Below are 12,677 nucleotides of genomic sequence, written 5' to 3' on the forward strand. Positions count from 1 at the left end.
CGGGCTCGGCCCGAGGGTCTGCGGAACTAGCCAAGCTTACCATCCTTCATCACCAGCACCCGATCGACCGTCCCCTCGGGGATCCCCGCATGGGTCACCACGATCACGCTGCGATCGCGCGCGGCGCTGTGCAGCGTTTCAAAGAACGCCACCTCGGCTGCGCGGTCGAGGCCGGTGGTCGGCTCGTCAAGCAACAGGATGCGCGCCGGCGAAAGCAGCGTGCGCGCAAGGCAGAGCCGGCGCGCCTGGCCGGCCGAAACCGTCCGCCCGCCTTCGCCAACCAGCGCGTTCAGGCCCTGTGGCAGGGCGCGCACGAAGTCGGCAATGCCGGCATCGCTCAACGCTGCCCATAGCGCATCGTCATCGGCATCGGGCCGGGCAATCTGCAGGTTGGCGCGGATCGTGTCGTTGAACAGCGGGCTGTCTTGGCTGAGCAGCGCCATGCGGGCATGGATATCGGCCTGCCGCAGGCTGGGCAGCGCTGCGCCGCCGAGGGAGAGTTTTCCGTCCTGCGGATCGGCCAGCCGCAGCAACAGCGTCAGCAGGCTCGATTTGCCCACGCCGCTCGGCCCGGTGATGGCAACGTGCTCTCCGGGCGCGACAACCAGATCGAGGTCTCTCAGGACCGGCGCACCGCCATAGCCGAAGGTGACGTTTTCGATCGCGATGGTGAAGTCTGCCGTGCAGGCGGCAGGGCTCTCGGGATCCACAACGGCGGGAGGCGTGTCGGTGATCGCCGTCAACCGCTCGGCAGCCGCCATGGCCGTCGTGAGCTTGCCGACGCTGCGCACGATGACGCCCGTCGCCTCAAAACTCCCCATGATGGCAAGCAGCAATCCGGCCAGCACCGGGCCTTCGACGGCTCCCGCATCAAAGGCCTGCAATCCGAACCATAGCGAGCCGACCAGCGCCAGCGCCGCCAGTGCCTGCACGCCAAAACCGGCGGTGGCAGTCAGCGTCGCAAGTCGTCCGCGCGCTGCGCCGAGCCGTGCTGCAGTCTCAACGAAGCCGGCCTGCGCCGTCCCCAGCACACCAAACACGGTAAGGTCGGCATGCCCCTCGATGCCGTCCAACACGGCGGCCCGGGCGTCGGCGGCACGGTTCACCACGTCGCTGCCGGCGCGGCGGCTGACCAGCACGAGCCCAAGCGGCACCAGCAACACCGCAGCGGCAAAGCAGAGGCCATAAAGCAGCGCCGCCGCAGGAAGCAGCCAGGCCAGCACCGCCGTCAGCCCGCCACCAATCACCACCGCCGCAGCGATGGGGCCGATAGCCACCAGGAAGGCCGTATCCAGCGCATCCACGTCGGCGGTGAGGCGGCTGACCAGATCGCCATGGCGCAGGCTGCGATCGGCCAACGGCATGCGCGGAAACAGGCGGGCAAACAGCCAGCCGCGCAGGTCGGCCAGCAGGCGCAGCGTCGCGTCATGTCCGGCCAGCCGTTCGCCATAACGGGCAAGAATGCGGATGAACGAAAAGCCGCGCACCATCGACGAGGGCACAAAGAGGTTGAACGCCAGCCCCGCCGTGGTAAGCGCGGCAGCTGTGATGAACCAGCCCGATGTGCCCAGCAGGGCCACACCGGCCGCCAGTGTTACCAGCGACAGCAGCAGTGCCAGCGCGAGCCCCTTGAACTGGGTGGCAAAAAGAGCGCGGAATGCGAGCAGGGACTTCATGCGACGCTCCTGTTCTTGCGCGCGGGCAGGGGGGTGGGCAACAGGTTCTCCCCGGCAATACGCCAGGCCTTGTCCATCCTTGCGGCCACCGATAGTGAGTGGGTCGCGATGATCAGGGTGCGGCCGCGCGCAAAGAGCTTGAGTTCATCGAGCACGGCCATTTCGAGGTCCGCATCCAGGTGGGCGGTGGGCTCGTCAAGCAGGATCAGTCCGGCGTCGCGCAGGAAGATGCGCGCCAGTGCAATACGCTGTGCCTGCCCGCCCGAAAGGCCGAGGCCGCCTTCGCCCAGCATCGTGTCGAGCCCCTCGGGCAGTGCGTCTGCAAAGCCGGAGACATGGGCGCGTTCGGCGGCACGCCGGATATCCGCCGCTGAGGCGCCAGGGCGAGCCAGGCCGATATTGTGCGTCATCGACCCGGCAAAGATACGCGGCTTCTGCCCCAGCAAGGCGACCCGCGCCCGCAAGGCTGCCTCCGACCATTCTGCGAGGTCCCGATCATCCAACGCGATCTCTCCCTCATGCGGCCGCAGCCGGGCGATGGCTTCGAGCAACGTCGATTTGCCGATGCCGCTAGGCCCCAATATGGCGACATGTTCGCCGGGCGCTATAGAGATCGACGCGTCGGCCAGCACCACGCGGGCGCTGTCCGGCGTGCGCAGCGTCACTCCGGCAAGGGAGATACCCATCGCACCCGTCGACGCGGAGACCTCTGCATTCACCAGTGGTGCCGGCGCATGCGGCAACTCGCCGAGCTGGGCCTCGATCTCCCCGATCGCTGCCTTGGCGGCAGCACGGTCATGATAGTGCGACGCGAGCAGGCGCAGGGGATTGTAGACCTCCGGCGCCATCAGCAACAGGAACAGGCCAAGTTCGAGCGTCAGCGGCGAGCTGCGCAGCTGCAGGAATTCGATGAAGGTGAGCCCCACATAAAGCGCGATGCCCGCAACACCCAGCGCGGCGAAAAACTCCAGCACGGCCGACGACAGGAACGCGATGCGCAGCACCCGCAGCGTGCGCCGCCGCAATTCGTCACTGGCGGCGACGATCCCTGCCGTTTCGGCCTCAGCCCGGCCGAACAGCCGCAGCGTGGTCATTCCACGCAGCCGGTCGGCGAAGCGCCCGGTGAGCAGCGACAGCGCGCGTGCCTGCTTGCGGGTCGCCGCCTGCGCGCCCCACCCGGCCAAAGCCATGAACAGCGGAATGAGCGGCGCGGTGACCAGGAACAACAGCCCCGCCAGCCAGTCGAGCGGTAGAATGATGGCGCCGAATGCCAGAGGCAGGAACGTCGCCTGGATCATTGCCGGCAGATAGTGGGCGAAGAACCCGTTGAGCAGGTCCACCTGATCGACAATGGCAGCCGATGCCGCGCCCGACTGGGCCTGTCCGCTGGCGCGCGGCGAGCGGGCCAGCAGATGCGAGAAAAGCGCCTGCCGCACATTGGCCTTGATGGTTTCGGCAGCAGCAACGCCCGCCCGGTCGCCAATGGCGGCCAGCCCGGCGCGGCAGAGCAGCAGCAGCAGGATCAGCGCGATGCCCGGCGTCAGTGTTTCCACAGCGGTGCCAGACTCGATGGCCCCACCCAGAATCTGCGACAGCGTCCAAGCCTGCCAAACCAGCAGCGCGCCGCCAGCCAGCGGCGCGGCTATGGCCAGCCACAGCCATTTCCCGCCATATTTCCTCAGTGCGCCGAGGGTTTTGCCATTGCGGCGGTCCTGATCGGGGCTGATACTGCTCATCCTGTCTCCGCTGCCGTTGTCCACCCCGAGGCAACACTAGTGCCACCGGACGGATAAGCCTTGATCTGAATCAAGGCATGCGCAAGGGTCGATAGGCATAGAGTGCGCAGTGACGGCGCCGACTCGGGCGCTGCCAACCATAGGGGCAGTAGCACCATGATCGACATGACAGTTGTCGAACTCTCGCGGTGGCAATTCGCAGCCACCGCCATGTATCACTTCATATTTGTGCCTTTGACGATCGGGCTCTCCGTGATGATGGCCATCATGGAAAGCGTCTACGTCATGACCGGGCGCGACATCTGGCGCAAGGCGACCCTGTTCTGGGGCACGCTGTTTGGCGTCAACTTTGCCATGGGCGTTGCCACGGGCATCGTCATGGAATTCCAGTTCGGCATGAACTGGAGTTACTACAGCCATTATGTGGGCGACGTGTTCGGCGCGCCGCTGGCCATCGAGGGGCTTATGGCCTTCTTCCTCGAGGCGACCTTTATCGGGCTGTTCTTCTTCGGCTGGGACCGCCTCTCAAAGGTCGGCCACCTCGCCGTCACTTGGCTCACCGCCCTTGGCGCCAACTTCTCGGCGTTGTGGATCCTGGTGGCCAACGGCTGGATGCAGAACCCGGTCGGCTCGAAGTTCAATCCCGACACCATGCGCATGGAAGTCACCGACTTCATCGCCGTGATTTTCAATCCCGTGGCCCAGGCCAAGTTCGTGCACACCGTGAGCGCGGGCTATGTCTGCGGCGCGGTGTTCATTTTCGCCATTTCGTGCCTGTTCCTGCTGCAGGGCCGCCACGTTGAACTGGCCAAGCGCTCGATGGTCGTTGCCGCCAGCTTCGGCCTGGCCTCGGCTCTGTCGGTCGTCGTGCTGGGTGACGAAAGCGGCTATGTCGCAACTGAACACCAGAAGATGAAGATCGCCGCCATGGAGGCGATGTATCACACCGAGGCCGCACCGGCGCCCTGGACCATCTTTGCCATTCCTGGCCCTGACGGCGGCGAGCCGATCTTCTCGATCTCCGTGCCATGGGTTGGTGGGCTGATCACAACGCGCTCGTTCGACGAAGAACTGCCTGGTATCAATGAACTGGTGGGTCACGCCGAAACGCGTATCCGCTCGGGTATGATTGCCTATGACGCCCTGCAGGAAATCCGCGCCGACGGCACCAATGCCGCTGCACGGGCCCTGTTCGACGAGCATTGGGCTGATCTGGGCTATGGCCTGCTGCTCAAGCAGTATCGTGAAGACGTGGGCAATGCCACCGACGAGGAAGTCGCTCAGGCGGCCGCCGGCACCGTGCCGGGCGTCTGGCCGCTGTTCTGGACCTTCCGCATCATGATGGGGCTGGGCTTCTTCTTCATCGCCTTCTTCGCGGTCTGGTTCTACCGGGCATCGCGCGGCTGGCTCGATACCAATCGTCCCCTGCTGTGGATCGGCTTCATTGTCCTTCCGCTGCCGTGGCTGGCCATCGAGGCAGGCTGGTTCATCGCCGAGTTCGGGCGTCAGCCATGGGTGGTTGAAGGGGTTCTGCCCACCTTCTACGCCGCATCGGGTCTGCACTTCTGGGATCTGGTGATCTCGCTGAGCTTCTTTGTCGCCCTCTACACCGTGCTGCTCGTCATCATGGTCTTCCTGATGGTCAAGATCATCAAGGCGGGTCCGCAGGACAGGCTGTTCACTGCTTCGCATGAAGGCGAGGACGAAGACTTCGTGGTCGCCGCCCTCCCGGCAACGCCAGCCAACAAGGAGCTTGGATCGTGAGCACCATCCCACTCGACTACGAAACCCTCCGCCTCATCTGGTGGCTGCTGCTCGGCGTGCTGCTGATCGGGTTTGCCATCATGGGCGGGCGCGACCTTGGCGTGGGGGCCCTGCTGCCCTTCGCCGCCAAGACCGACGATGAGCGGCGCGTGCTGCTCAACCTCGTGGGCCCCACCTGGGAAGGTAACCAGGTGTGGCTGATCCTGGGTGGCGGTGCGATCTTTGCCGCCTTCCCACCGCTCTATGCCGTCAGCTTCTCTGGCTTCTACCTCGCCATGATCGTGATCCTGCTGGCGCTGATCCTGCGTCCGGTGGGCTTCAAGTTCCGCGGCAAGGTCAAGGATCCGCGCTGGCGTGCGGCATGGGATTGGGCCCTGTTCATTGGCGGTGCCGTTCCCTCGCTGATCTTCGGCGTCGCGGTGGGCAACGTGCTGCTCGGCGCGCCCTTCCACCTCGATGATACGATGCGGGCTTTCTACACCGGCAACTTCTTCCAGTTGCTGACGCCATTTGCCCTGATTTGCGGCCTCGTCAGCCTCGGCATGATCGTGACCCAGGGCGCGGCGGTGATCGCCGGCCGTACCGCTGGCCCACTGGCCGAGCGGGCCCGCAGCTACGGCACCATTGCCGGGCTGGCCACTATCGTGCTGTTCGCACTGGCTGGCGTCTGGGTAGCAATGGGCATCGATGGCTACACCATCACCAGCGTTGTCGATCCGAACGGGCCGATCAATCCGCTGGCCAAGACGGTCGAGCTGACGCGTGGCGGCTGGATGAACAACTACAGCCTCTATCCCTGGATGATCGCTGCACCGGTTCTGGCCTTTGCCGGCCTGCTCGGCGCGGTGGCTGGCCTGCAGGCACGCTTGGGCGTGGTGACGCTGATTGCCTCGAGCGTTGCCATCTTCGGCATCGTCTCGACTGCCGGCCTGTCGCTCTTCCCATTCCTGCTGCCGTCCTCGACGGCGCCGCAGTCGGGTCTAACCCTGTGGGATGCCTCGTCGAGTCACATGACCCTGTTCATCATGCTCGTGGTGACCTGCTTCTTCCTGCCGATCATCCTGCTCTACACCGCCTGGGTGTTCCGCGTGATGCGTGGGCCGGTGTCGACGCAGTCGCTCGAAAAGAACCCCAACGCCTACTAGGAGACGCACATGTGGTATTTCTCGTGGATCCTCGGGCTTGGGCTAGCCTGCAGTTTCGCCATTCTCAACGCCATGTGGTTTGAGATGCGCGAAGACCGCCGAATTGCCCGCGAAGAGGGACGGAAACCGATCCAGCGCTAGGCGCATGGCTCTTTTCCAAATGGTCAAAAATTGATTAAGACGGGCGTTGCGCAAGCGGCGCCCGTTTTGCTTTGATATTACAAAGACTTGGGCGGCGCATTGGGCGTCATTGCTCTGTGAGCTGGATATTCTTCATGACGCGTGGATGAATGAACTGCTCGTTTCGGTTGCACTGGCTGCATAACGGATGTGCAGAGAGTCCATCTTCTAATCACGACCAGTCGGCTCTAGATATTGGTCATCAAAACGAAGGGGAACCAAAATGAACATCCGCCAGAAAATCGCACAGTTTGCTCAGTACCAGCGCACGATGCGCGAACTCAGCGCTCTCGACGCACGCCAGCTCAATGATCTTGGCATCACCAAGGGTGACATCAAGAATATCGCTCGCGGCGCACTGTCGCGCTAAGCGACACTAAACTGCCAGTCTTAGATGAAGGCGTCCAACCGGGCGCCTTTTGTCTTTTCTGGACCTCTGTTTGACTTGCGCTGCTTTTACCGGATGAGGTCGGCGGCATTGCCGCCCAGCGCCGCAACCAGATCGTCCGGCTTCATGCGGATTTGCAGCCCGCGCTGCCCGCCATTGAGGAAAATCTCGTCCTCCAGCGTCGCCAGTTCCTCTACGGCCGTAGGCACCTGCTTCTTCTGCCCGAACGGGCTGATCCCGCCCACCTTGTAGCCGGTGAGGCGCTCCGCGTCGGCCGGCTTCATCATGTGGGCCGATTTGCCGCCAAAGGCCGCCGCCAGCTTCTTCATGTTCACCTCTTCGTCCGAGGGAACCACGACGCAAACCGGCTTGCCATCAACCTCGGCCATCAGCGTCTTGAGCACGATGGAAGGCGAAACCCCCATGGCCTCCGCCGCCTGCAACCCGACGCGGTCGGCATCGGGGTTGTAGTCATAGGCCTGAGTGGTGAAAGCAATGCCGGCCTTGGTCAGGGCCAGCGTGGCAGGAGTGGTCTTGGACATGGACGATAGATCAAGAAAACAACGGGTATTTCAAGCCTAGCACAGCGCCATCGGCGCAAGCCACCCGACACACGCGTCCTTCCGTGCTTCCGACAACGACTTTACGGCCGTCGCATCCTCACCAGGCCTTCGCTCGCCCCGATATCCCGCAACAAGTGCGGGGAGGAGTGGATCAGGTCGATCGTGGCCTGGCGGCGGCGGCGATCCGCGCCAAACACGCGCGGCAAGCGAAGCTGGGCAAAGCGGAAAGGGGCCGAAAGCGGCCGGGCAATAGTGCTTATAATAGTAACCACCCTTATGCCGGTGGCTCCTGTGCGGTGTTCCATGCTGCTAGAATGGCTAGCAAAAGGCGGGTTTTCCAACTAATGCTCAGCAGGTGCGCATAAGGAAATTTGATCCATGAGTGCCCTTCCGCCCCTCACCGCAGTACGGGCTTTCGAAGCCGTGGCCCGGCACTTGAGCTTCACCAAGGCCGCTACTGAACTAGGCATGACGCAGGCGGCGGTGAGCTATCAAATACGGGTGCTGGAGGAGCGCGTTGGCGCACCGCTGTTCCTGCGCAAGCCGCGCCAGATCGCCTTGAGTGAAATGGGCGCGCGGCTGGCGCCCGACGTTACTGCGGCGTTTGAAACCCTGCGCTCGGCTTTTGCCGCGTCACGCGGGCAGGTGGATGGCACGCTCAGCATCAGTTCGGTGCCCACCTTTGCCAGCCATTGGCTGGTGCAAAACCTAGGGCACTTCCAGATCGAGCATCCCAGCATGGCGGTGCGTGTGGAAAGTTCGCCGCGCGTCGTCGATTTCGCTGCGGAAGAATTTGACGTCGCCATCCGCGGCGGCGTGTCAATCGCGCCTGGTCTGGTCGGGCACCGCCTGCTGGCCGCCGATTTCTCGCCGATGCTCAGTCCGAAGCTGGCCGAGTCGGTCGGGGGCATCCACGAGCCGCGTGATCTGCTGAAGCTGCCGATGGTGGACGCCGACGATCCATGGTTCGCCATGTGGTTCGAACAGGCCGGGGTCACCGATTACACGTTCGAAAACCGCCCGATCAGTCAGCTCGGGTCACAAAACCTCGAAGCGGCAGCGGCGATTGCCGGGCGCGGCGTCGCCATGCTGACCCCAGCCTTCTACGGCGAGGACATTGCCTCCGGGCGTCTCTACCAGCCCTTCAAGTTCGAAGCGTCCGACGGGCGGGCCTATTATCTGGTCTATCCCGAGGCACGCCGGAATAATCCCAAGATCCGCGCCTTCCGCGACTGGCTCATTCCCGCGACCGCCCATATGCGGCCTAGCCAAACATCGCCCGGTCCCGGCTGACGATCTCGGTCAGGAAATCGGCGACCAGCGCCACCCGGCGGATCGCCCGCAAATCCTCATGCACCACGGTCCAATAGCTGCGCGTCAGCTTGTGATCCGGCAGCACCGGCACAAGGCCCGCGTCTCCGCCCGCCATGAAGCCGTGCAAAATGCCGATCCCGGCTCCTGCGCGAACCGCCTCGGTTTGCCCCATCGCCGATGACACCGCCACGCTGGAGCGCCACCCCTTGAGGAACTCGGCGGTATAGTCGAGCGAGGCGGTGAACAGCAGGTCCTCGACATAGCCAACGAGCCGATGCTGGGCCAGGCCGTCTAGCGTTTCCGGCGTGCCATGCGCATCGAGATAGCTCTGCGCCGCGTAGAGCCCGAGCCGATAATCGGTCAGCTTGCGCGCCACCAGCCGCCCCTCACGCGGCCGTTCCAGCGTTACCGCGATATCTGCCTCCCGCCGCGACAGCGAGAAGGCCCGGGGCACTGGCACCAGTTCGATCCGCAAATCCTTGTGCCGCTCCGCCAGCAGGCCCAGCCGCGGCGCCAGAAAGGCCACGCCGAACCCATCCGGCGCCCCAACGCGCACCGTGCCTTCGATGGCGCTGTCCGCTCCCGCCGATTGGCTCGCTGCCAGCATGGCGCTTTCCATCCGCTCGGCATGCACCAGAAACCGCTCGCCCTCGCCGGACAGGTCCGAGCCGTTGGTGCGGCGCACGAACAGCTTGCTGCCCAGCGACGTTTCCAGCGCCGTCAGCCGCCGTGCCACCGTGGCATGGTTGAGCCCCAGCGCCTTCGCCGCACCAAGAATCTGCCCGCTGCGGGCAACGGCGAGAAAGATGCGGGCGTCATCCCAGTTCATGGCTTCTCCTTGGGGTGCCCTTACAGGACTTCAATTTTCGCACAACAGATGCGAAATCTATCGCGTTGCGATGCAGATACCGTAGCGCTCATGGTTCCGCCAAACAAGGAGACCACCATGCGCACCATCGGCCACTTCATTGACGGCGTCGAAACCACGGGCAATTCCGCCGACTTCCAGGACGTGTTCAATCCGGCGACCGGCGAAGTCCAGGCGCGCGTGGCCTTGGCAACCGAGGCTGATCTCAATGCTGCCGTGGCCTCCGCCGCAGCCGCCCAGCCGAAATGGGCTGCGACCAATCCGCAGCGCCGCGCCCGCGTCTTCTTCAACTTCGTGGCGCTGATCAATCGCGATATGCAGCAGTTGGCCGAGCTGCTCAGCGCCGAGCATGGCAAGACCGTCGAAGATGCCAAGGGCGATATCCAGCGCGGTCTGGAAGTCGCCGAATTCGCTGCCGGCGCGCCGCATCTGCTGAAGGGCGAGTTCACCGACGGGGCAGGGCCCGCCATCGATATGTATTCCATGCGCCAGCCGGTCGGCATCGGCGCGGGCATCACCCCGTTCAATTTCCCGGCCATGATCCCGCTCTGGATGCTCTCGCCCGCCATCGCAGCAGGCAATGCCTTCATCCTCAAGCCCTCGGAGCGCGATCCTTCCGTGCCGGTCAAGCTGGCTCAGCTTGCCATCGAAGCTGGCCTGCCCAAGGGCATTCTCAACGTGGTCCATGGCGGCAAGGCCGTGGTCGATGGCATTCTCACGCACGATGCAATCGGCGCTGTCAGCTTTGTCGGCTCCACCCCGATCGCCCGCTACGTCTATGCAACGGCCGCGGCCGAGGGCAAGCGCGTGCAGGCCTTTGGCGGCGCCAAGAACCACATGATCATCATGCCCGATGCCGACATGGAAAAGGCCGCCGATGCCCTGATGGGCGCCGGTTATGGCTCGGCCGGCGAACGCTGCATGGCCGTCTCGGTCGCAGTCCCCGTCGGCAACGAAACTGCCGACCGCATTGTCGCCGCCCTCAAGCCGCGCATTGAAGCCCTCAAAGTCGGCCCCGCCACCGATCCGTCGAGCGAAATGGGCCCGGTCATCACCAAGGCAAGCAAGGATCGGATCGCGGCCCTGGTCGAGTCCGGCATCGCGCAGGGTGCCACGCTCGCCGTCGATGGCCGCGGTTTTACCCTGCAGGGCTATGAGAACGGCTACTTCGTCGGCCCGACCCTCTTCGACAACGTCACCGCCGACATGGATATCTACAAAGAAGAGATCTTCGGGCCGGTGCTGAGCGTCGTCCGCTCCAGGACCTATGAGGAAGCCCTCAAGCTGACCATGGACAATCCCTATGGCAACGGCACCGCCATCTTCACCCGCGATGGCGATGCGGCGCGCGATTTCGCCGCCCGGGTCAATGTCGGCATGGTCGGCATCAACGTGCCCGTCCCGGTGCCACTGGCCTACCACAGCTTCGGCGGCTGGAAGGCCAGCGCCTTCGGCGACCTCAACCAGCACGGCACCGACGCCATCAAGTTCTGGACCCGCACCAAAACTGTCACCGCCCGCTGGCCCAGCGGCATCAAGGACGGCGCCGAATTTCAGATGCCCACGATGAAGTAGGCGGCACGCCGCTCTAGTAGCCTCATGGTGGGGTGCGCCCCTTGACGCCTCGAACCACGAAGGCGTGCCCAAAAGAAGCAAAGGCCCATGGATCGCTCCATGGGCCTTTGCCTCGTCCACGAGGGGAGTCGTGGATATCTCAGACGATGCCGCCGGAACCGCCTTCGACAGCCGGGCGAACATCGGCAACCTTCTGGCGGTATCCCGAGGCGCGATAGGCGCTGAGCAGGTCGATCGCGCCACCCTGTTCCAGCCGCGCCATCGCCAAGATCGGCTCGACATCGGTGCGATAGGCCACCCGCAGCGCCTGCGTCGCCGCCAGCGCGTCATTGCCCTCCTGCGCTGCCTTGAGCGCAGAGCGGTCCACCAGCAGGGCCTGTGTATAGGCGCGCTGCACGTCCGACGCCGACAGCATCAGCGACTCGATCGGGTCGGTCACGTTGTGCGACTGGTCGAGCATGTGGGCCGGGTTGAAGCCGGGATAGCGATCCTCGGCATCCACCAATTCGTTGAACACCAGGAAGAGGCGGTATGGGTCGATGGCGCCAGCATCGAGGTCGTCGTCGCCATATTTGCTGTCGTTGAAATGGAAGCCGCCGAGTTTGCCGAACTGGGCAAGGCGGGCCACGATCATCTCGATATTGACGTTGGGCGCATGGTGCCCGAGATCGACCAGGCAATAGGCCTTGTCGCCCAGTTCCTTGGCGATGAGGTAGTTGGTGCCCCAATCCTGCACCACGGTCGAATAGAAGGCCGGCTCATACATCTTGTGTTCGGTATAGATGCGCCAGTCATGGGGCAGGGCGGCATAAACTGACTTCATGGAGTCGAGGTAATGCTCGAACTGCGTGGTGAAGTTCACCTGCCCGGGGAAGTTTGAGCCATCGCCAATCCACACCGTCAGCGCCTTGCTGCCGATGGTTTTGCCGATCTCGATGCATTCCAGGTTGTGTTCGATCGCCTGTTGGCGCGTCGCCGCATCCGATGCCGACAGCGAGCCGAACTTGTAGCTCCGCAGCTGCCCCTTGGCGTCCGAGAACGTATTGGAGTTCATCGCGTCGAACCCCAGGCCAAACCGGCTCGCTGCCTGCTTGAGGCGATTGGGGTCAGCCTTGTCCCACGGAATATGCAGCGACACGGTATTGGTCGCCTGCGTCAGTTGGCTGATGACAGCGCAGTCCTCGATCTTGTCGAAGATATCCCGCGGCTCGCCCAATCCCGGAAAACGCGCAAAGCGCGTGCCCCCGGTGCCCACGCCCCATGATGGCACGGCGATGTTGAACCCGCCCACCTTGGCCTTGATCGCATCAATGGCAATTCCGCGCCGGTCGAGACGTTCGCCCAGGCTCTCGTAATCCGCCCGCAGATCAGCCTCATGCCGGGCATTGTCGGCCTCGACGATGGATGGGTCGATGATGTGTTCGGTCATAGTTTTCCTCCGCCGCCACCTCACGCTCGGTGTCATCCC

11 protein-coding genes are annotated in these 12,677 nt (G+C 64.0%); 6 read left to right on the forward strand and 5 right to left on the reverse strand.

The features are described 5' to 3' along the window. Positions 1 to 26: 26 nt before the first annotated feature. Together cydC and cydD are read right to left on the reverse strand one after the other, a co-directional pair. Complete coding sequence (gene cydC / locus ACZ5WT_RS11775; RefSeq protein WP_464283983.1) at positions 27 to 1,676, reverse strand: thiol reductant ABC exporter subunit CydC; 1,650 nt, start codon at positions 1,674 to 1,676, stop codon at positions 27 to 29. Next, positions 1,673 to 3,412 (reverse strand): thiol reductant ABC exporter subunit CydD, encoded by a 1,740-nt coding sequence (gene cydD / locus ACZ5WT_RS11780; protein ID WP_464283984.1) that lies wholly within the window; start codon positions 3,410 to 3,412, stop codon positions 1,673 to 1,675. The genes cydC and cydD overlap by 4 nt, the downstream gene beginning before the upstream one ends. Before the next feature lie 159 nt (positions 3,413 to 3,571). On the opposite strand from cydD, the gene ACZ5WT_RS11785 reads away from it, so the two are divergent. The 4 genes from ACZ5WT_RS11785 (at position 3,572) to ACZ5WT_RS11800 (ending at position 6,871) form a co-directional block, all read left to right on the forward strand. After that, the gene (locus tag ACZ5WT_RS11785; protein WP_464287198.1) at positions 3,572 to 5,176 is read left to right on the forward strand and encodes a cytochrome ubiquinol oxidase subunit I; all 1,605 of its coding nucleotides are present in this window, start codon (positions 3,572 to 3,574) and stop codon (positions 5,174 to 5,176) included. After that, positions 5,173 to 6,321 (forward strand): cytochrome d ubiquinol oxidase subunit II, encoded by a 1,149-nt coding sequence (gene cydB / locus ACZ5WT_RS11790; RefSeq protein WP_464283985.1) that lies wholly within the window; start codon positions 5,173 to 5,175, stop codon positions 6,319 to 6,321. Before ACZ5WT_RS11785 ends, cydB begins: the two co-directional genes overlap by 4 nt. 9 nt (positions 6,322 to 6,330) lie before the next feature. Further along, positions 6,331 to 6,462, forward strand: a complete 132-nt coding sequence (gene cydX, locus ACZ5WT_RS11795) for a cytochrome bd-I oxidase subunit CydX (protein WP_464283986.1) — start codon at positions 6,331 to 6,333, stop codon at positions 6,460 to 6,462. 262 nt (positions 6,463 to 6,724) lie between these two features. Beyond that, the gene (locus ACZ5WT_RS11800) at positions 6,725 to 6,871 is read left to right on the forward strand and encodes a DUF1127 domain-containing protein (RefSeq protein ID WP_464283987.1); all 147 of its coding nucleotides are present in this window, start codon (positions 6,725 to 6,727) and stop codon (positions 6,869 to 6,871) included. Positions 6,872 to 6,957: 86 nt separating this feature from the next. Here ACZ5WT_RS11800 and ybaK read toward each other — a convergent pair whose 3' ends face one another. Continuing rightward, positions 6,958 to 7,431 carry a Cys-tRNA(Pro) deacylase gene (gene ybaK / locus ACZ5WT_RS11805; protein WP_464283988.1) on the reverse strand — a complete coding sequence of 158 codons (474 nt, stop codon included), beginning with the start codon at positions 7,429 to 7,431 and terminating at the stop codon, positions 6,958 to 6,960. A gap of 399 nt (positions 7,432 to 7,830) precedes the next feature. On the opposite strand from ybaK, the gene ACZ5WT_RS11810 reads away from it, so the two are divergent. After that, complete coding sequence (locus tag ACZ5WT_RS11810; protein WP_464283989.1) at positions 7,831 to 8,745, forward strand: LysR substrate-binding domain-containing protein; 915 nt, start codon at positions 7,831 to 7,833, stop codon at positions 8,743 to 8,745. Here the strand turns inward: ACZ5WT_RS11810 and ACZ5WT_RS11815 are convergent. After that, positions 8,717 to 9,595, reverse strand: coding sequence for a LysR family transcriptional regulator (locus ACZ5WT_RS11815; RefSeq protein WP_464283990.1), 879 nt, complete (start codon positions 9,593 to 9,595; stop codon positions 8,717 to 8,719). The genes ACZ5WT_RS11810 and ACZ5WT_RS11815 overlap by 29 nt on opposite strands. 117 nt (positions 9,596 to 9,712) lie before the next feature. Between ACZ5WT_RS11815 and ACZ5WT_RS11820 the strand changes: the two genes are divergently transcribed. Next, positions 9,713 to 11,209, forward strand: coding sequence for a CoA-acylating methylmalonate-semialdehyde dehydrogenase (locus ACZ5WT_RS11820; RefSeq protein WP_464283991.1), 1,497 nt, complete (start codon positions 9,713 to 9,715; stop codon positions 11,207 to 11,209). Between the two features lie 139 nt (positions 11,210 to 11,348). Here the strand turns inward: ACZ5WT_RS11820 and rhaI are convergent, their stop codons facing one another. Beyond that, complete coding sequence (gene rhaI / locus ACZ5WT_RS11825; protein ID WP_464283992.1) at positions 11,349 to 12,638, reverse strand: L-rhamnose catabolism isomerase; 1,290 nt, start codon at positions 12,636 to 12,638, stop codon at positions 11,349 to 11,351. Positions 12,639 to 12,677: the final 39 nt, after the last annotated feature.

The organism is Devosia sp. T2-14 (assembly GCF_055397495.1).